This window comes from Microcoleus sp. D3_18a_C4 (assembly GCF_036702415.1).
GTDB lineage: Bacteria > Cyanobacteriota > Cyanobacteriia > Cyanobacteriales > Microcoleaceae > Microcoleus.
In genome coordinates this window covers 1-19541 of record NZ_JAUBTI010000116.1, presented here as the reverse complement: position 1 = coordinate 19541, position 19541 = coordinate 1, and the positions used below count along the sequence as shown (strand labels likewise).

Sequence of the window (19541 nt, the reverse complement as noted above, 5' to 3'; positions counted from 1 at the left end):
GGAGCCGTGTGAGGTGAAAGTCTCATGCACGGTTTTGAAGACCAGCGAGACTGGTGACAGTCTCGCTGAGTTTAATACCTCTACTTTGACGCTCAGAAATCCTGTCTCAGCAAGTCGGTTCGTAGATTAAAGAATCTCCGTGCGTTCACGCCGGAGAGTGTCAAAACTTTGGATAGCGCTATGGGTCAAATAGAACTGACGCAGCAAGCGGGTTTAAACTCCAAAATACCTCATTTCAGGCATGAGTCAACCAAAAACTCGGTTTGTTTGATTAGCGCGCGTCAGGAGTGGAAAAATAGTTAGTGCTGGACGCACGGGTGGCTATCCACCGGGGTTTTTTCATAAAAATAGTTGGTTGCAGCCCGCCGACACGCTAAAAAAACCTGGTTTGAGATACCAGTTCCCAAAAAAAATGCAACAGCCGACAAATTCTAACCCCTTACAGAATCAGTATTTCCCACTTCTTTAATTCTTTAATCTCAACTCTATAATAGGATGAGCGTGTAGAGTGAGTCCCGGATGGATACTGCATTCATCTCGATCGCCAATGTTCCCAAAGCTCTCGATCGCGCTAAGATGGCGGTGGCAGTCGTTAAAAATTCAGTTGCCAGCGGCAGATTCCGAACTCTTAACAGCACTTGGCCTACTAAAACCATCTCAACTTCAAAACCGGCGCTCATCAGGCTGTACTTTACCGAAATGTTGTGGGTTCGTAATATTTCTGCTTCATCATGCCAATCAGATATTTGACCGACCAAATTTTAAAAATGTCAGGCAAAGTGCCAATTCGCATCGTCCTTGTTGTGCCTTTTGCCCTCCAGACTTTCGCGGCGGTAGGGTTGACGGGGTGGCTGTCGCTGCGGAACGGGCGCATAGCCGTCAACGATGTTGCCGCACAACTGCGGGCAGAAGTCACATCGCGTATCCAGCAACATATTAATAGTTATATTGAAACGCCACACCAAATCAATCAGCTCAATCTCGATGCCATCCGTCTCGGCATTGTGAACCTGCAGGATAGTGAGAGTTTGCAACGCTACTTCTACAAACAAATCAAAATTTTTGATAAAATTAGCTACATTCAATTCGCATCCGAAGAAAAAGATTTTATTGGAGTTGAACGCCTCGACGACGGCAAGTTGCAAGTTCAGATTTCTAATCCATCTACTGGCTATAACTTGCATAGCTACGCGCTGTCCGAGTTCGAGGAACCAACCAAGCTATTAAAAACTACTCTCAACTACGACCCCCGCGTCCGACCTTGGTACATAGCTCCGGTGCGCGCAGGCAAACCGACTTGGAGTAAAATCTATAATTTTTTTGGCGCTCCCAAACTAGCGATTACGGCTGCTCAACCTGTTTATGGCGATGATGGTAAACTGATTGGCATCCTGGGTTCGGACTTGGCCCTTGCCAAGCTCAATCAATTCTTGGAAACTCTAAAAATTGGGAAATCAGGACAGACTTTTATTGTAGAAAGGTCGGGGCAATTGGTGGCCAATTCTACTCCTGAACCGCCATTTATTGTTAGCAATGGTGTTGCGAAACGGATTGTGGCCACGAGCAGCAAGAATGTTCTCATTCGATCGACCGCCCGCTATTTGACAGAACACTTCGGAGATTTGCACAAAATTGACAGAGCTCGCCAGTTAGATTTTACGATCGACGGTCAACGGCAATTTCTACAGGTGACGCCGCTTTTAGACAGCAGGGGCCTCGACTGGTTGATTGTGGTGACGGTTCCTGAAGCCGATTTTATGGAAAGGATTCATGCCAACACTCGGTATACTGTGGTGATGTGTCTGGGTGCTTTGGTGCTGGCAACGGCCATTGGCGCTCTGACTTCTAGGTGGATTGTTGTACCGATTCGGCGTCTGAGCAAGGCTGCGGAGGCTTTGTCCCGGGGAGAATGGGGCGGGATTGTGGTAGATTCCCGGTTGATGGCGTCTGTAGATCGGGAGGATGAGGTGGGTGTCCTGGCTCGCTCTTTTAATATGATGGCCGCTCAATTGGAAGAGTCGTTTACTACTCTCGCAGATCGGGTACAATCTGCGATCGCCGACAAAAATGAATTAATTATTTCTCTGAAAAACTCGCAGCGAAAACTGGCTCTCCATCTTCACCAAACTCCTTTGGGAGCGATTGAATGGGATCTAAACTTTGAAGTAGCGGAATGGAATTTGTCAGCCGAAAGAATTTTTGGATACAACCGCTTGGAAGCAATGGGACGCCACGGAGTCGATCTCATAGTTCCTGAAAGTGCTAAGGAGTATGTCAGGCAACTATCTATAACTTTGCTGACTAATACAGGAGGAGTTACCAGCCTTAACGAGAACATCAGAAAAGACGGCAAAATAATTCTGTGCGAGTGGTACAATACGACTTTGGTTGATAGTGACGGCAGCATCATTGGGGTGGCATCGCTGATTCAGGATGTGACTGAATTTCACAGTGCTGTGGAGAAGTTGCGGGCTAGCGAGGAGCGGTTTCGCCAGTTGGCAGAAAATATTCATGAGGTATTTTGGATTAGAGAACCCAATCAAAAGCAGCTAGTTTATGTGAGTCCTGCTTGCGAAAAAATATGGAATTTGAGCTGTCAGAGTTTGCAGTCAGAACCGGAGGCTTTTTGGGATGCTATTCACCCGGAGGATCTCGATCGCGTCAAGGCTGGTTTTGAGAAACAGGTGCGGGGCGATTATGATGAGGAGTATCGGGTAGTGCGCTCGGACGGTTCAGTTTGCTGGGTGCGCGATCGGGCTTTTCCAGTCCGCAACCAAACCGGAGAAATTTACCGCATCGTCGGTATTGCCGAAGATATTACCCAGCGCAAATTAGCAGAAGAATTCCAAAAGGTAGCTCAAACCGCTCAAGCTGCAAACCAAGCCAAAAGCGCCTTTTTAGCTAATATGAGCCACGAATTGCGAACTCCCCTCAACGCGATTATTGGTTACAGCGATATGCTCAAAGAAGACGCCGAGGATTTAGGCTGCGAAGATTTTATCCCCGACTTGCAAAAAATTCAAACAGCGGGCAAACACTTGCTATCTTTAATTAGCGACATTCTAGATATTTCTAAGATTGAAGCGGGTCGGATGGAACTTTACTTAGAAACTTTCAACCCGGTTAATTTAATTGACGAGGTAGTTTCTACTGTCAAACCCTTGGTAGATAAAAATTCTAATAAGTTTGAAGTTTATTGTGCTGACGACTTGGGAATGATGTATGCTGACATTACCAAAACTCGTCAAATATTGCTCAACCTGCTGAGCAATGCAGCCAAATTTACGGAACAGGGTACTATTAGCCTCTGCATGGAAAGAGTTAAACATGACAGCTTAACCACTCAAGAAATAGCAGAACCTTCCGACTCAATAATTTTTCGCGTAGCTGATACGGGCATTGGGATTCCCCCCGAAAAATTGCAGCATTTATTTCAAGCATTTATGCAGGGCGACGCATCAACTACGCGCAAGTATGGCGGCACGGGTTTGGGATTGACTATTAGCCGTCACTTTTGCGTGATGATGGGTGGCGATATGCACGTTGAAAGCGAGTTAGGTTGCGGTTCGGTTTTTACTGTGTGCTTGCCGGCCCGCGTTGAATTATTGGTCAGCAGTTAGTCTTGCTATCCGGGACGCAATTGTTAGACAAGAAACCAGGTTTATTGACAAAAAACCTACGATTTTAGATAATTTATGAGCAATAAACCAAGGTGATGATAGGATGCAGCCTCAGTGTTATTCTAGTTAATTCGCCGTTTCTGCCGGCCTAAAAGTTGAGCTGTTAATACGCCGCCGACAAAGCCAAAGAAATGCGCTTGCCAGGAAACTCCCGGCTGCGAGGGCAAAACTCCCCAAATTAAACTGCCGTAGAAGAAACCGACAATTAAAGATAACAAAATAGATGTAAAACTGCGTTCAAAATAGCCCCGCAGCAGCAAGAAACCGAAGTAACCAAAGATTAATCCGCTGGCACCAATGTGAACGGAATAGGGCGCGCCAGTCAGCCAAACTCCGAATCCGCTGACTAGCACAGTGACGGCACTCACGATAAAAAAGTCGCTAATTTCTCGCAGCATTATCAACCAACCCAATGTCACAAAAGGGAGGGTATTGGCGGCTAAGTGAGCAAAACTGCCATGCAGAAAAGGCATCAACAGGATGCCTTGAAGTCCGTCGAGGCTGCGGGGGCGGACTCCGTAAGCATTCAGCCTGCCTCGGAACAGGAATACATCGACAATTTCGATAATCCAGAGGAGGGAGACGAAGCCGCCGAGAATGGCGGCGTGGCTTTGCAATTCGCGGGCGATAGCTTTGGTTTCTGGGTTGCTCATGGGTGGTGAGGGCGGTGATACCGATTATTTCTCATTGTAGAAGTTTCTGAGCGATCGCGAGCAAAGATTGTTGGGTCGAGGTTTCAGGGTTTTTTGCAGCAGAGCTTATTTAGAAATATTATAAGTTTTATTAAAAATTCCGCATTTTCACGTATGGGATAATTCTCTTCGATGCGTCACAATTGTAATTGAACTACAAAAGGAGACTCAACCGAAGGTTGAAGCTAAAAGGTAGAAGACAGAATTTTTACCCTCTCAATCAATTGTTGGGCTGGAAATGAGGACACTTTTTAGAGCGCACACCGTCTTTAAAAAAATCAGGAACTACTTTTCTCGCCCTAAGTCATTAATTTAAGAAGTTCAATCCGGTAAAGCAAAACGAGATGCTGTAGATACTGATTGTAGATAATATCGCACAAGCTCTACAGAGAGTTCTTGGCACCTCGTTATAAAAGAGGAAGAGAGCAAAATGAACGTATTTGAGCATACAGTCTCCTACCGAACTCTGCCACATTGGGTAGGATTTGGCAAACCAGAAACCGCCGTTAATGTCGCTACAAATTCTCAACCTTACGGTCAAAAGCCACACTTTGACCCCTTGCATCCGCTAAAACAATGGCTTGATAACACTGCAATTAAAAGTCAAAAGTTGGCTCGGTTTCTGTGTAAGTATATTCCCAGCCAGTGTCCGTTTGAGCGAGAAGTCAAAATTGGCGATCGCACTTTATTATCCATTCCGCCGCTGTGCAAGTTAAATCCGCTTTACGAGCAAGTGGTTGGGCTGCGCTTTCGAGCTTTGTGTTATTTGGCTGACGAGTGTGGCGAGGATGTGACTCCTTATTGTTAATTCTGCAAAAACTTAAGTTTCTCACTGTCATTTCACCCTCCCTTCTCCTTGTTGGGGAGGGTTTTTGTTTTGTGCACGCTTTCCGGGATAAAAAGTGCGCTCAATTTCTCGATCGTCGAGTAAATCAGCTTTAAATCCATTCTTTTTTTATGGATTTTTACCTCAAGGGTAGTTGTTTGGGAGGTTTTCGTGGTTCGTCTCTTGCGTAACTTTATTGGGTAATCTCCCAAAAGATGTACGGTTTTGTCACCTCCACAGCGCTATGAGCTAGATACCATTAGAAAAGTGTCAAGGACATCATCAATCTATGTAGGTTGAGCAGTGGAGTGGGCCAACCCACAATTAAAGTTCAGGTTTACTCCCCACATTTTTTACAAAATTGATATATTAGTAATTGATGCAAATATTTAAGCGATTTCAATCAATAATATCACTAAGACTCAAATTCAAACTCACGAACTCGGTAAAGAACGGTACAAATTATAAAAACCTTCAAGGATATAACTAATACCAAGTGTTGAAAAAAACGTTTTTTGCAGTAATTATTGCGCTTTTATCCTTTATGGTTGCACTCATCCTATCAGCTCAAAGTTCTGAGGCTGTCAATCAACTATATGTATTTGGGGACAGCCTTTCGGATATGGGAATGGTGTTTCGATCGAGCGGGGGTCAATATCCGCCTCGTTCGACTTACTTTCAAGGGCGCTACTCGAATGGTAAAGTTTGGGTAGAATATCTTGCCGATCGCCTAAAGTTGCCTCCTGAACGAGTCACTAATTTGGCCTATGGAGGTGCAACAACGGGGAGCGATCGCAATAGCCTTGTCCCTGGTTTGTTAGCTCAAGTTCAGTCATGGACTAAATCCCAAAAACAGGCAAATCCTCATGCGCTGTATGTACTGTGGGCGGGTGCGAATGACTATTTGCAGGGGGTAAATAATGCGAATCTTCCCGTTGAAAATGTGGGGAGGGCGATCGCGTCTCTTGCTGATGTGGGTGCCAAAAATATCCTGCTGGCAAATTTACCAGATTTGGGGCAGTTACCGGCGACGCGAACAGGCATTAATTCGGCAAGGCTCACTGCATTAACACAAGCACACAATCAGGGTTTGAGGCGAACGGTTAAGGTATTAAGTCAACAGCATCCTGACTTAAAAATTGCGACTCTGGATGCTAATGCGCTTTATCGCCAAGCGATCGCAAACCCGGCTAAATATGGCTTGACTAATGTGACGAGTGCGTGTTTATCGGGTGGAGGTGTTTGTGGTAGTCCCGATCGATTTTTGTTTTGGGACGGCATTCATCCGACGACTGCCGCACACAGGATTTTGGGGGAAGCAGCATCCGCGATCGTGCAGGAGAGCGGCATGATTAAATCTGAATTGGGGACGCTTCGGTAAACCATTTTAAGGCTTTCCGGGCGATCGCCACAATACCGGGAGGCTGCCTTGGAGTAGAGGTTGACATGATTTTTTGCATGAGAGCAATAGTGGTTCATCTGATCTTGTAGAAATTTCTCTCGTGGGCGATCGCACTTTATTTTCCATTCCGCCACTGTGCAAGTTAAATCCGCTTTACGAGCAAGTGGTTGGGCTGCGCTTTCGAGCTTTGTGTTATTTGGCTGACGAGTGTGGCGAAGATGTAACTCCTTATTGTTAATTCTGCAAAAACTTAAATTTCTCACTGTCTTTTCACTCTCCCTTCTCCTTGTTGGGGAGGGTTTTTTTATTTTGAGATTATTCGGCGGTTGAAACCTGTTAACCTCAAACTCAAATGTGGCGAAGCGCCCGTCATTTGAGTTCGAGGTTAAATTACACAAACTTTCGTCTGCCTCAGCAGAAAAGCCAGATATTCTGTTAGATACCCGGCTTTTTGAAGAAGTCGGGGCTTGAAAGCCCGATCGCATTTAAATACTAAAGGGAGCGAATCACTCGTTGTTCGAGAATGCGTTTGCCTTTGTTATAAATACTAAGGCTAGCTCCTGTAACAATGTAATCGTAGGCGCCATTTGTGGCCACGTAACCAGTCCCCTCTTCAGTTCGAGCACGCAGGGCGATCGTGCTGCCGTTACTCTTTTTAACGCCGTAGTAATATAGTTGATTGGCGTGGTTGTAGCACAGATAAATCCGAAAGTTGCTGGTCTCAAAATAGTTTTCCACTTTTTGTCTTTTGCGAGCACAAAAATCCCTCACGAGTTTTTGGGGAGTGGATACATTAGCTATTTGTATGGTTTCAATCGGAGACTGAGTGCGAGACGCTGTTGGTGCAGTGCTTGTGTTCGATTGTCCTAAAGCCAAGGTTGCCGCTGGATTGCTGGCAAATAGCATTAAACCGAGTAAGCTGGTTTGTGTGAGTCTTGCTGTGAAGTTCATAAGTCATTCGTTTAAAATATGTTGATGCGTCTAATCTAGGTAAGTTGGATTGATGAGGGCGATCGAACAGTACAGTTTTCACCATTGGCCTCAAGGAGGAAATTCTGGGATGCAATTTCCGTTTCCCCTGAGAGATGGCACTATTCTCAATAAGCTTTTAGGGGCAGGCTAGAAGCCCGCCCCACAATAGGATTGAATGTATAGTCGAAGGCTGGTTACTGAGAATGATATTTTTTTGTGAGTTTCTCTGCAACTGACTAGCCGGCGGACAATTAAATAACTGGCACTTTCGATTGCTGAGAGGACTTATGCACTAACAGGTGATCGCGAGGACAAAGCAGAGAATTATTTTAAATATGGTGCGCCAACTGCGGCCGCGGATGCTAGTTTTCATTAATTTTGATAAGTGCGATCGGGCGACACGCACCCGCAACCCACGAGGGAACTGTTTACGTGTCGCTTTTGGGCTTTTCCGGTTCAGAAGGTTATATCTCCCTTTTTTTTCGCTTCCAAAACGGCTGTTTCAACGATAAAAGCGATCAAACTAGCTGTGGGTCTACCTTGCCGATCGGCCCACAGTTCTAAGGATTCATAGATGTAGTAGGGGAGTGTGATGTGAACGCGCTTGCTCACTGTCAATATTTGCTTTTTGCTAACGACCCCAATCATATCAAAACTGTGGGCTTGCTTATCCCCTCAAATTTCAGGCTCGATCGGGACTGTCCTCCTCGTAATCCATTAAGTCTCCGGGCTTGCAATTGAGTGATTTGCAGAGAACGTTTAACGTTGCTGCGTCTATTCTGGTGAGGTAACGGCGAGTTTTGAGTCGAGAAATAGACCTGGGATTCATGCCCGTTAGGACAGCCAGTTCCTTGTTACTGATATTCCGATCGGCCATGACAACTGCTAATCTCCACCGGATCACTGTTTAACTGCTCGTATAGCACAACCTTTGCAAGGCAGATGCTAGCACCTTGTATGCCAAATTTTTTGCTGTATAGACTGTTACAGTTGCATAATAGACCGCAGCGGTTGTCAAACTGCTTTATTTGGATTAAACTAAGTATGCAAAAGTCAAAAGCCAGTCCGACGCTTTCCGAGGGCTCAGGACTGGCTATGGCTCCAATTTACAAAGGAGATACATCTATTATGCGGTATGAAAAACGTCTCAAACCGTGGATCGTGGTTCGTTTGCTTCCGAATCTGCAAAGGGTCGTTGTGGGTCGCTTTCGCAGTTGGTCAGATGCAGAGGGTCACTTGCGAGTTCTCAAACAACTGCTTCCCGGTGCTCGATTGACTCTAGTTTTCGATCCGATCGATTAATTTTGGTTGCGAGTTGATAAGCGTGCGTGAAGCGAAGCTATCCCGAAGGGAATCGCCCGCTGGTTTGAGAAGGGCGATCGCCTTTTCTAAGCTAAGACCAACTTTTGTCTTTTACCTATGTAAAAGCTTCTAATATCCTAGTCATGGGAATAAAAAGTGAAAGTTCATCGCCTTCTAAGGCAATGAACTCGTATTGCAAATAAAATCCCTTAGCTTGTTCGTTCAATGCGTCAACTATCACTCCCAATACTCCTATATCTTCTGACAAACGAATCACTCTGTTAAAAGCATCGACTAGCAGTGTCTCACCTAGTCTTCTACCCTGCATTGATTGAGTTACTGCCAGTTTTCCGATCCGCATGACTGGAAGGGGGTAGCGCGGCAACCCTCTTCTGTAATTTTCAGGAAGTAACTCTAGTTGTAATGCAGCCATACTTATTGAATAATAACCTGCTACTTGACCGTCACCGTCTTGAGGAATTGCCACCCAAGTTTTAGCAATCCCTTTTCTTTGATTTTGTCGGGCATATTTTTTGAGATACTGATTTAACTCCGGCACACCGCAATCAAAATTCTCCCGAATCACCCGGCTATCATCTATTGAGCAAAAAATCCATTCCATTATTTATTTGCGATCGTATTTTTGCCGATACCTCTCGATCGCTGCTTTCAGCTTAGAGTTAAGTTCTGGTGGGTTTTCAATCGCTGAGGTAACAATTTCCCAATTGGGTTCGGAAAGAACGATCTTTTCTGGTTTAAGTGGCAGTTCTTCGGCTAGATTTAGAGCAACTTCGAGCAGATATTCGCTCAGACTAAGACCCCACAGGGTAGCTGCTTTTTCTAACAGTTCTTTTTGTTCCTGATTGATAGTTATCTCAAGGGTGCTTGTTTGGGGAGTTTGTGTAGGGGTTGACATATTTTTTCACTGAGAGCAAGGTTGGCTCATTTGATATTATAGCAATTTTTAAGATGGGCGATCGCGCTCTGTTTGAAAAGGCAAGCGTTTATGATAAAAGCTAGAAAGTATTGATTGACAGAATTCCTCTATTGTGATATCGTAAAGTTTATATTTATTAAATTAATCAACTTAATATGACTAAGCCATTTCAAAGAATAATGCAAGCCGATGATTTGCTAGAAAAAGCTAAGCGTCGCGAACAACAGTTGAGAATTAAATCTAGGCAGCGGTCGTTACACGGAAAGTCAATTAGAACTCCTGCTATTAACACTATACTGAAAAAATCAGGAAACAAATGGGGATTTGGAAGTGAAAAAGCCTTGGAAGATTTTGTGTATGATAACTTGGATTGTTTGTTTGGACTAACACCTTTGAACCGTCAACATACGGTTAACGGAGAAGTTTGTGATATTTTGGCAGTAGATGAAAGTAAACAGTTAGTAGTGCAAGAGCTAAAAAACGAGGCAGATAAAGGTCTTATTCAGCAATTAACTCGTTATTATAGTAATTTGATTCAGTTTAAACCATACGATCGGGAAATAGATTATATCAAACCTATTAGGTTGATCGCTATTGCACCTAGCTTTCATAAACAAAACTTAATAGATATAAAGTACAGCCAACTATCTTTTGAATTATTTAAATTTGATGTAATTCAAGAGGAAGATAACTTTTTAGTAAAATTTACTAATATAAATACAGGTCAAGTTTTTAGTACAGAGTTTCAACACAGTCAACAAGATGTTTGGGATATAGCTGCCAATTTACCGGAACCACCCAAAGCATTGTATAACATTATGGCAGAATGCACTGCTGAACATCAGGGAAAAGTTCTTAAAATCAGAGAGCATATTCTTTGTTTTCATGAAAAAATTCAAGAAATAACTGCTAGTGGTGTTGTTAAGTACGGTCGTGGTATAACCAAAATTTGTGCAGAAATTCGTCATAGTAGTTCCTCAAAAATGTATCAGGCTGATTCATCAAATTATCCGGGACTTTACTTAAATCTACCTATCCCTGATAAACAATCAGTAAGTTACAGGCCACCTCTGGGCAGAATGCAAATCCTGGCTGATGAATTGCAGAATGTGATCTTCGTAGGCTATATCCCTCAAGGTAAAAGAGGGGTGTCGAGTGTTTATAAGTTTCAAGATTTTGAAAAGTTTATAAACCCGGCAAAGGTAACAAACCAATCTACACAATTAGAAATTTTGATAGACTTAGCTTTAGAAAACTGGTTGCAAAGATTTTAAGTTTACTAAGATTAGTCAGATACCGTAGGGTGCGTCGCTCTTGAAAATCTCCGAACTAAATCGAAAATCTCATAGCGACGCACCCTACAATTAATTAAGCGCCGACAGATTCCTTCGCTGCGTACAGCACCTCAACGGTAATCTTATCAATCCCCCGATCGCGCGCGAACTTCTCAGTATTCCGTTTCACCTTACCCCGGACAAAACCAGGGATTTTATTCAACTCAGCCTGTCCATCCTTCGTCCAACCCATATCAGAATCAGCCGAAATACCCTTGGTAATCACTTCCTTGGTATCGTGGCCGCCGAAGATTTCCAGCAAGTGGTCTTCCATTCCCAAAGTAAAGGAATTGTAGACCAAATCTACGCACTGATTTGTACCTTCGTAACCCAAAAATGGCTTGTAGCCGATCGGGAAATTTTGGACGTGAATCGGTGCAGCAATTACGCCGCAGGGAATATCCAACCGCTTACCTACGTGGCGTTCCATTTGGGTACCGAAAATTGCCGAAGGTTCCGCTTTGGCGATCGCATCCCCGATCGCTCCGTGATCGTCCGTCACCAGCACTTCATCGCAATACTCGCTTACCTGTTCCCGGAACCAGTCAGCGTCGTGTTTGCAGTAGGTTCCTGCCCACACAACGTGGATTCCCATCTCGCGAGCCAAAATCTTCGTCATCGCCGCAGCGTGCGTATTATCGCCAAATACGACGGCTTTTTTGCCCGTTAAGTTTTGGCAGTCGATCGATCGCGAAAACCAAGCAGCCTGCGACACAAACCGCGTTTGTTGGTCAATAAAATCTTCGTAATTAACATCCGCACCTTGAGCATTCAAAACTTGCTGAATCTTGCGGATACAGCGCGCAGTTTCTACCACACCCATCGGCGTAATATCGACCATCGGGGTGCCGAATTCTTTTTGCAAATACTCCCCGGCCATCATCCCCAATTCCCGATAAGGAACCAAGTTAAACCAAGCGCGCGGCAGTCTTTTTAAGTTATGAACCGAAGCACCTTCGGGAATAACTTCGTTGACTTCTATGCCCAAATCTGCCATCAAACGCTTCAACTCGGTGCAGTCGTGCTGGTTGTGGAAACCCAGCGTAGACATACCGATAATGTTGACAGATGGTTTTTCGCTTTTGGCTTCTACTAAATCGCCTTTTTTGCGGGCTTTGTTAATGTAAAATTGGACGATTTGATCCAAAGTGCGATCGGCTGCTTGGAGTTCGTTTACCCGATAATGGTTAACATCCGCCAGCAATACATCGCCTTTGGCATCCAATTGAGCTCGTTCCACGAAGTTTTCCAAGTCTTCTTGCAGAATGCTGGAGGTGCAAGTCGGGGTGAGCACGATTAAATCTGGGTGCTCTTCTCTGTCTTTGCGGGTGATGTTGTCCACCACCCGTTCCTGCGAACCCCGCGCCAGTACGTGTCTGTCAACGACGCTGGTAGTTACCGGGGTGAAATCCCGTTCCCTCTCCAGCATGGAACGCATGACGTTGAAATAGTCGTCTCCAATGGGTGCGTGCATGATTGCATGGACGTTTTTGAAGGAAGTGGCGACGCGCAAAGTGCCGATGTGGGCTGGGCCTGCGTACATCCAATAAGCCAATTTCATAGTTTTTTTCCTGGTGCTGGTTGAGAATTGCCCGATCGGGCGATTACTGCTAAATTTTAAGGTTGTTTCTGATTTTCTCACCGGATGAATCCTTGAGAAATACTAACTTTCTGAGAATTTACAGATTTAGGAAATGCTCAAACGCTTTGCCTGATTGGGATTTGACTGGCAATTCAAACAACTTTACCTTGGTTTTATGGCAATAATTCTTAATCTTTCCTAAAATTTTCTTAAGAGTTAGGCAAATTTGATTAATGTAGGGTTCGCTGCCGTGCACCAGACAAGGTGCAATAATTCTGCATTTCTTGTCAAATTTACTCTGCTCAAACGGTCAATCGATTTTAGATTTTAGATTTTAGATTTTAGATTAAAGAATTGAAGCATTGACTTGCGCGAGATAAATTCGGGGGTTTGTTTATCGGATACAGGTTTTTTATTTCTGGACGGATGAATCACGTGGCGGGTATCCTGGATGCTTTCGGTCAGTTAGTATTGTTAATCGATCGGTCAAAATAGATAGAACTGAAGGAACTTGCAGCTTCCGAAGCAACACTTAACTCCCTCCGCGCCTTGGTAGCGAATTATAGTTAAGATTTGCATCGGCCGTTGTTTTGAAGCACCCCAAATTCGTGCTCGATCGCCGGAAAAAATAAATCTTTCAGCACTTGCGTATTTTCACGAGATGTGGTGACGCTCCACTAAAGTCAAGCGATTGCTTAGAATCGGAGATGATTTAGTTGTCAACATGGCGATCGAGCATTAAAGTAAATCCTTGCACAAATCCTGTATTTGTGATTTTGTTTACCTAACTGCTGAGGTGACGAAAGCCCCAGCGTGCTTTTGTCAGCAGTAGCTCATTCCTGTCAAGGCCTGCTTTCCCACACATCCCAAAAGATAGCTCTTGAGCGATAATGAGGAATAACATAGGATTTACGAAAAGAAACCCGATTTACACGAAAAAATCTTGGGTTTGTCAACGACTAGCAACGAAGAAACCCGGTTTCTAGCCCGCCGCGCGTCAGTCCTGTAACATTGACCAAGCACACCTAATTTGAGAGAACCCAACTATGATGGCAATTCCCGGCGTTGCAGTTCTCGCTCTCATTTATGAAAGCAGCACTTCCCTGGTTTACCGCGGCCACAACGAGCAGAACAACCAACCTGTTATTATCAAACTTATCAAAGAAGACTATCCGACTCCTGAAGAACTGAATAGATACAAACGCGAATATGAGATCACTGCCAACTTAAGCCTGTTGGACGGAGTTGTGAAAGTGTATAAGTTGCAACAGGTTAGAAATAGTCTGGCAATGATCTTAGAAGATTTTGGCGGGGAATCTTTAAAAATATTTATGGGCTCCCAAAAATTTACCCTTTTAGGATTTCTGACTACTGCCATCAAAGTTGCTGAAACTTTGGGAGAAATTCACGGTAAAAATGTAATTCATAAAGATATAAATCCCTCTAATATAGTTTTTAATCCTGCTACAGGACAAGTGAAACTAATAGACTTTAGCATTTCCCTAGCATCCAACCTGGAAAATATTCCCAGTAAAAATCCCAATTTTTTAGAAGGCACTTTAGCCTATATGTCGCCCGAACAAACCGGCAGAATGAACCGGGTAGTCGATTATCGCACCGACTTTTATTCCCTCGGCGTGACCTTCTATGAAATCCTGGCAGGACAACTCCCTTTTGCCACTACAGATCCTATGGAGTTAGTTCACTGTCACATCGCCAAACAGCCAGTACCTCTCGCTGAAATAGCCCCAGAAATTCCTAAAGCTGTTTCAGATATTGTGATGAAATTGTTAGCAAAAACCGCTGAGGAGCGCTATCAAAGTGCTTGGGGACTAAAAGCCGATTTGGAATCCTGCCTGTTTCAGTGGCAAACATCTGGGTTTGTTTCCGATTTTACTCTGGGTCGCCAAGATATTTCCGACAAATTTCAAATACCTCAAAAACTTTACGGCAGACAGCGAGAAGTTGAAACTCTTTTAGCGGCATTTGAACGGGTAGCAGCAACAAATAATCGAGGCTACCGCACCGACGATTCTCAAATTTCTGTCATCAAAAAAGAGTTCAAATCGAAAAAAGAAATTCCCTTGTCAGTCCTGGCGAGAGGACAACATAAATCCCGCAGCGAGATGATGCTGATTGCCGGTTATTCCGGCATTGGCAAATCTGCAATGGTGAAGATTTTAGACAAACCTATTACCCGCAGACGTGGATATTTTATTTGGGGAAAGTTTGACCAGTACAAGCGGACTATTCCTTACTCTGCCGTTGTCAGCGCTTTTTCGGAATTGGTGCGGCAACTGTTAACTGAAAGCGAAGCTCAATTAGCAGTTTGGCGCGAAAAACTCCGCACTTCCTTCGGTCAAAACGGGCAAATTATTATTGATGTCATTCCCGAAGTTGAACTAATTGTGGGAGCTCAGTCTCCAGTAGCTGAATTGGGGCCGACGGAATCTTTGAACCGCTTTAATTTAGTATTTCAAAATTTCATTCGCGTATTTTGCCAGCCAGAACATCCGCTGGTCATTTTTCTCGACGATTTGCAGTGGGCTGATTCTGCTACTCTCAAATTGATCGAATTGATGATGACAGATGAAGCTACGCAATATCTGTTTTTAATTGGTGCTTATCGGGATAATGAAGTTAGTCCTACTCATCCTTTAATGATGACTTTGGAGACGCTGCGAAATCAGGAAGCTATCATTAATCAGATTGCTTTGTCGCCGCTGGGGGTGGAAAACATCACTCATTTGATTGCGGAGACTTTGCACAGCGATCGCGAATCTGTCAAACCGTTAGCTGAATTGGTAATTAGCAAAACCGACGGCAATCCTTTTTTTGTCAATCAATTCCTGCAAACATTGTATCAGGAAAACTTGCTAGTTTTTCACCCGCCACAGTCGGGGAGCAAGGGCGGCTGGCATTGGGATATGACTCAAATTGAGCAGTGCGCTATCACTGACAATGTAGTAGATTTGATGGTACAAAAATTGAGAAAACTGCCAAGTTCAACGCAGCAAGTTTTGCGTTTGGTGGCGTGTTTGGGCAATGAATTTGACTTGAATACTCTTTCTTTAATTAATGAAAAAGAAGCCTCGGAAACTTTTTCTCACCTGTTGCCCGCGATTAAGTCGGGACTGATTCTGCCAACTTCGGAATTGGAAAGCAAGTCATTAGATTACGTGCTGTTTCCGCTATTAATTCTGAATTATAAATTTTTGCACGATCGCGTACAGCAAGCCGCTTACGCTCTGATCGACGACTCGCAAAAAAAGGCAGTTCACCTGAAAATAGGCAGGCAAATCCTAGAAAACACTCCGGCTGAATATCGCGCTGACAGAATCTTTGAATTAGTCGATCACTTGAATGTAGCTCGATCGCTAATTAAAGACGATCGAGAATTAATTGAACTGGCAACGCTGAATTTAGACGCGGCCCGCAGAGCCAAAGATGCCACTGCTTATGTTGCTGCCTTGCAGTATTTAACCGCAGGGATGGACGGTTTGAGCGCCGATATTTGGGATGCCCACTACGATTTAGCCTTTGCCTTGCACATGGAGCGGGCCAATGTTGAGTATTTAAACGGTTTTTTTGAGAAGTCTGAAGAATTTATTAATATAACTCTGGAAAAAGCGCGATCGCCCTTAGAAAAGGTAGAAATTTACAACCTGCTGATCGTGCAGTACACCCTGCGGGCGAAGTACGAAGAAGCCGTTAAAGCCGGAATCAAAGCTTTGGACTTACTAGGCATTGACTTGCCCCTAGACGGGCTACAAAAAGTCATCTCCGAAGAATTTGCAGCCGCCACAAATATTTTAGCAGGTAGAGAAATAGCTTCCCTGATTGACGCCCCCGAAATGACTGTACCCGACAAAAAAGTTGCAGTCAAATTAATTACAAACTTGCTGACATCGGCGTACCTCAAAAATCCCGACTTGTGGAAAGTCAGCGTTTTAAAAGGAGTCAATCTTTCTCTACAATACGGTTTAGTACCCGAAGCCTCTCTTTGCTATGCTGGCTACGGTATGTTCTTAAACGCAGTTTCGGGAGATTACAAAGCTGCGTATCAATTCGGCTTGCTCTCGCTGAATCTCAGCGAAAAATCTGGCAATATCGGCTTGAAGTGCAGAGCTTGTTCATCCTTGGTCAGTATTTTTTATTACTGGTTCAATCACATCAAAGATTCCCACGCAATCAGCAATGAAGGATATCAAGCAGCTTTAGAATCAGGAGATTTAGAGTATGCGGGTTATATCCTGTCCAACCGCATAGCGAACTCATTTTTTCAAGGTAAAGAAATCTCGCAAATTCTAGCCGACACGAGCAGGTATTTGCAATTCAGCCAAAAAACCAAAAATCAGCTCGTAACCGATATATTATTAGGGGTAGAGTTAATCCTGCGTAACTTGAGCAAACTAACTCCTGAAAAGTTTGTATTTGAAAGCGAAGATATCAGCGAAGCTGAATATGTACACAACTGCCAAGCTCATCAAAATTTGTACTCGCTGTGCCTTTATCAGATTCGCAAATGCCAGGTAATGTACTGGTACGGCAACTTCAACGAAGCGCTACAACTAGCTTTTGAAGTAGAAAAACAGCTATCTTTTATTACCGGAGCCATACCCGCTACCGAATGGAATTTTTTCTTTTCTCTAACTTTAGCCGCCGTTTTCCCAAATGTTTCAGAAGACAAGCAAAAGGAATACTTGGAAAAGTTAGATGCCAACCAAAAACAGATGAAAATTTGGGCAGACAACTGTGCCGAAAATTTTCTGCACAAGTACCTTTTAGTACAAGCAGAAATAGCCAGAATTTCCAAGAAAGATTCAGAAGCTGTAGAACTTTACGATTTCTCTATAAATTTAGCCCAAGACAATGAGTTTGTCCAAAATGAAGCGCTAGCTAATGAACTAGCAGCTAAGTTTTGGTTGAGTAAAGGCAAGTATCAATATGCCAAAATCCACTTGCGCGAAGCTCACTCGTGCTACTTGCGCTGGGGTGCAGTTCGCAAAGTAGAAGATTTAGAACAGAAGTATCCGCAGTTGCGGGAAATGACGCCTATCAACGGAAGTTTTAACAACAATCAAACTACCACAACTATTCATACTTCTACTGGCAGCGATGCGAGAGTGCTGGATTTGGCAACGGTAATGAAAGCATCTCTGGCGATTTCTAGCGAAATTGTCCTCGATAAGTTGCTGGCTTCTTTGATAAGAATTTCCTTAGAAAATGCGGGTGCCCAATTAGGTTTTCTGATTTTAGTCAGAGATGGTCAACTGTTGATTTCAGCTAAAGCCTCAGTATTTGCTGAAGATGTAGCTGTGCTGCAATTTACGCCTGTTGCAGACTATCACGATTTACCTGTGACGGTGATTAATTATGTGGAAAGGACTCGCTCGGATTTGGTGTTGAGCAATGCGGCGGCTGAGGGACTATTCACAGCCGATCCTTACATCGCTAAACACAAACTGCAATCTATTTTGTGTACTCCAATCATCAATCAAGGGAAACTGATCGGGATTCTTTATTTAGAAAACAATTTGACTGTCGGAGCATTTACTCCCCACAGATTGGAAGTTTTAAGGTTGCTTTCTTCCCAAGTTGCTATTTCTTTGGAAAATGCTCTACTTTACAATTCGGTGGAACAGAAAGTGCAAGAGCGGACGCAGGAGTTAAATGAAAAGAACGAGCGCTTAGAACAAACTTTGCGCGAACTTAAACTAACTCAAGCTCAATTAATCCAAACGGAAAAGATGTCTAGTTTGGGGCAAATGGTCGCTGGTGTAGCTCACGAAATTAATAATCCTGTAAGTTTCATCTACGGCAATCTCAATCCGGCTAGTGAATACGTTAAAGACTTGCTAAAATTGATTGAGCTTTACCAGCAGCACTATCCAGAGCCTGCTGAGGAAATTCTCGAAGAAATAGAAACAATTGAGCTGGAATTCTTGAGCGAGGATTTGCAAAAGCTGCTGGATTCCATGAAAGTAGGTGCGGAAAGAATCCGGGATATTGTGCTAAGCTTGCGGAATTTCTCGCGCCTCGACGAAGCGCAAATGAAGTCGGTAGATATCCATCAAGGCATCGACAGTACGGTGATGTTGCTGCAACCGCGCCTGAGAAAAGAGGGCGGGCGTTTGGGAATTGAGGTGATTAAAAATTACAGCACGCTACCCCTAATTACTTGTTATGCGTCTCAGTTGAATCAGGTGTTTATGAATATTTTGACAAATGCGATCGATGCTCTCCTCGTAGCAAGAGATTGCCCGGAAAACTCTCATCAACAGCCTACGATTACAATTTCTACAGAGGTGACAGACAGGAATTCTGCCATAATTAGAATTGCCGACAGCGGGCCGGGGATGAGCACTGAGGTGCTGCACAAGATATTCGATCCATTTTTTACAACTAAGCCCGTGGGTTCGGGAACTGGTTTGGGATTGTCTATTTCTCACTCGATTGTTGTGAGTTCTCATGGCGGAAAATTGACTTGCGTTTCTGCACCCGGAGAGGGGAGCGAGTTTATTATTGAAATTCCGATCGCCCCCAAGCAAGTTTTGTAATTTGCGCCACCATCAACCCACAGCATTGCTGAAAGAGTAATGATGTTTCAGGGAAAATGGAAGAATCAACGTCTCTACCTCTCTTTATTTGCGTAAATCCGCTTGCGCCGTTCGTGATTGTTGACGATTCTGCGAAGCTGAGTGGGCATCGCTGTTGCAGGAATTTATAAAATAAGTTAGGAATGAGAATTAAATAACTTCCACTCTTGAAAGTGGGATGGGCGTCCCGCCCGTCCAAAAAGGACGGGCGGGAC

Annotated in this window: 14 protein-coding genes and 1 pseudogene; 7 read left to right on the top strand and 8 right to left on the bottom strand. The window is 44.0% G+C overall.

Annotated elements, in window-relative coordinates:
- Positions 1–485: 485 nt before the first annotated feature.
- On the bottom strand, positions 486–680 hold the full coding sequence (locus tag QUB16_RS28955; RefSeq protein WP_333321509.1) for a hypothetical protein: 195 nt from the start codon (positions 678–680) through the stop codon (positions 486–488).
- A gap of 51 nt (positions 681–731) precedes the next feature.
- Here QUB16_RS28955 and QUB16_RS28950 point away from each other — a divergent pair, with 51 nt between their 5' ends.
- A complete protein-coding gene (locus QUB16_RS28950; protein WP_445251177.1) occupies positions 732–3620 on the top strand; it encodes a PAS domain S-box protein in 2889 nt (962 codons plus the stop codon).
- A gap of 122 nt (positions 3621–3742) precedes the next feature.
- Here QUB16_RS28950 and QUB16_RS28945 read toward each other — a convergent pair whose 3' ends face one another.
- The gene (locus QUB16_RS28945; RefSeq protein ID WP_333321506.1) at positions 3743–4333 is read right to left on the bottom strand and encodes a rhomboid family intramembrane serine protease; all 591 of its coding nucleotides are present in this window, start codon (positions 4331–4333) and stop codon (positions 3743–3745) included.
- A 469-nt stretch (positions 4334–4802) separates the two neighbouring features.
- Between QUB16_RS28945 and QUB16_RS28940 the strand changes: the two genes are divergently transcribed.
- The 3 genes and pseudogenes from QUB16_RS28940 to QUB16_RS28930 form a co-directional block, all read left to right on the top strand.
- On the top strand, positions 4803–5180 hold the full coding sequence (locus QUB16_RS28940; RefSeq protein WP_333321505.1) for a Mo-dependent nitrogenase C-terminal domain-containing protein: 378 nt from the start codon (positions 4803–4805) through the stop codon (positions 5178–5180).
- 562 nt (positions 5181–5742) lie between these two features.
- The gene (locus QUB16_RS28935) at positions 5743–6579 is read left to right on the top strand and encodes an SGNH/GDSL hydrolase family protein (protein ID WP_333321504.1); all 837 of its coding nucleotides are present in this window, start codon (positions 5743–5745) and stop codon (positions 6577–6579) included.
- A gap of 124 nt (positions 6580–6703) precedes the next feature.
- Positions 6704–6838 (top strand): annotated as a pseudogene (locus tag QUB16_RS28930) (Mo-dependent nitrogenase C-terminal domain-containing protein); the annotation flags it as partial.
- Positions 6839–7092: 254 nt separating this feature from the next.
- Here the strand turns inward: QUB16_RS28930 and QUB16_RS28925 are convergent.
- The 3 genes from QUB16_RS28925 to QUB16_RS28915 all read right to left on the bottom strand — a co-directional run bounded on the left by QUB16_RS28925 (position 7093) and on the right by QUB16_RS28915 (position 8476).
- Positions 7093–7551 (bottom strand): hypothetical protein, encoded by a 459-nt coding sequence (locus QUB16_RS28925; RefSeq protein WP_333321502.1) that lies wholly within the window; start codon positions 7549–7551, stop codon positions 7093–7095.
- 477 nt (positions 7552–8028) lie between these two features.
- A complete protein-coding gene (locus QUB16_RS28920) occupies positions 8029–8184 on the bottom strand; it encodes a ribbon-helix-helix domain-containing protein (protein ID WP_333321501.1) in 156 nt (51 codons plus the stop codon).
- Between the two features lie 70 nt (positions 8185–8254).
- The gene (locus QUB16_RS28915; protein WP_332944252.1) at positions 8255–8476 is read right to left on the bottom strand and encodes a helix-turn-helix domain-containing protein; all 222 of its coding nucleotides are present in this window, start codon (positions 8474–8476) and stop codon (positions 8255–8257) included.
- A gap of 140 nt (positions 8477–8616) precedes the next feature.
- Here QUB16_RS28915 and QUB16_RS28910 point away from each other — a divergent pair, with 140 nt between their 5' ends.
- Entirely contained in the window at positions 8617–8874 is a 258-nt protein-coding gene (locus tag QUB16_RS28910; protein WP_333321510.1) for a hypothetical protein, read from the top strand.
- Positions 8875–8989: 115 nt separating this feature from the next.
- Here QUB16_RS28910 and QUB16_RS28905 read toward each other — a convergent pair whose 3' ends face one another.
- Together QUB16_RS28905 and QUB16_RS28900 are read right to left on the bottom strand one after the other, a co-directional pair.
- Positions 8990–9496 carry a GNAT family N-acetyltransferase gene (locus tag QUB16_RS28905; protein ID WP_333211645.1) on the bottom strand — a complete coding sequence of 169 codons (507 nt, stop codon included), beginning with the start codon at positions 9494–9496 and terminating at the stop codon, positions 8990–8992.
- A 3-nt stretch (positions 9497–9499) separates the two neighbouring features.
- Entirely contained in the window at positions 9500–9790 is a 291-nt protein-coding gene (locus QUB16_RS28900) for a DUF1778 domain-containing protein (protein ID WP_333180649.1), read from the bottom strand.
- Positions 9791–9966: 176 nt separating this feature from the next.
- Here QUB16_RS28900 and QUB16_RS28895 point away from each other — a divergent pair, with 176 nt between their 5' ends.
- Entirely contained in the window at positions 9967–11085 is a 1119-nt protein-coding gene (locus tag QUB16_RS28895) for an endonuclease NucS domain-containing protein (RefSeq protein WP_333321500.1), read from the top strand.
- Positions 11086–11179: 94 nt separating this feature from the next.
- On the opposite strand, the gene bchB is transcribed toward QUB16_RS28895, so the two are convergent.
- Complete coding sequence (gene bchB, locus QUB16_RS28890; protein ID WP_333321498.1) at positions 11180–12706, bottom strand: ferredoxin:protochlorophyllide reductase (ATP-dependent) subunit B; 1527 nt, start codon at positions 12704–12706, stop codon at positions 11180–11182.
- A gap of 1067 nt (positions 12707–13773) precedes the next feature.
- On the opposite strand from bchB, the gene QUB16_RS28885 reads away from it, so the two are divergent.
- Complete coding sequence (locus QUB16_RS28885; RefSeq protein ID WP_333321497.1) at positions 13774–19287, top strand: AAA family ATPase; 5514 nt, start codon at positions 13774–13776, stop codon at positions 19285–19287.
- The last annotated feature ends 254 nt before the right edge of the window (positions 19288–19541 follow it).

Excerpts from the sequence above, each read along its gene's own strand:
- QUB16_RS28935 (WP_333321504.1), top strand. The coding sequence starts at position 5,743 with ATGGTTGCACTCATCCTATCAGCTCAAAGTTCTGAGGCTGTCAATCAA.
- QUB16_RS28945 (WP_333321506.1), bottom strand. The coding sequence starts at position 4,333 with ATGAGCAACCCAGAAACCAAAGCTATCGCCCGCGAATTGCAAAGCCAC.
- bchB (WP_333321498.1), bottom strand. The coding sequence starts at position 12,706 with ATGAAATTGGCTTATTGGATGTACGCAGGCCCAGCCCACATCGGCACT.
- QUB16_RS28950 (WP_445251177.1), top strand. The coding sequence starts at position 732 with ATGCCAATCAGATATTTGACCGACCAAATTTTAAAAATGTCAGGCAAA.
- QUB16_RS28925 (WP_333321502.1), bottom strand. The coding sequence starts at position 7,551 with ATGAACTTCACAGCAAGACTCACACAAACCAGCTTACTCGGTTTAATG.
- QUB16_RS28885 (WP_333321497.1), top strand. The coding sequence starts at position 13,774 with ATGATGGCAATTCCCGGCGTTGCAGTTCTCGCTCTCATTTATGAAAGC.
- QUB16_RS28955 (WP_333321509.1), bottom strand. The coding sequence starts at position 680 with ATGAGCGCCGGTTTTGAAGTTGAGATGGTTTTAGTAGGCCAAGTGCTG.
- QUB16_RS28940 (WP_333321505.1), top strand. The coding sequence starts at position 4,803 with ATGAACGTATTTGAGCATACAGTCTCCTACCGAACTCTGCCACATTGG.
- QUB16_RS28910 (WP_333321510.1), top strand. The coding sequence starts at position 8,617 with ATGCAAAAGTCAAAAGCCAGTCCGACGCTTTCCGAGGGCTCAGGACTG.
- QUB16_RS28895 (WP_333321500.1), top strand. The coding sequence starts at position 9,967 with ATGACTAAGCCATTTCAAAGAATAATGCAAGCCGATGATTTGCTAGAA.
- QUB16_RS28905 (WP_333211645.1), bottom strand. The coding sequence starts at position 9,496 with ATGGAATGGATTTTTTGCTCAATAGATGATAGCCGGGTGATTCGGGAG.
- QUB16_RS28900 (WP_333180649.1), bottom strand. The coding sequence starts at position 9,790 with ATGTCAACCCCTACACAAACTCCCCAAACAAGCACCCTTGAGATAACT.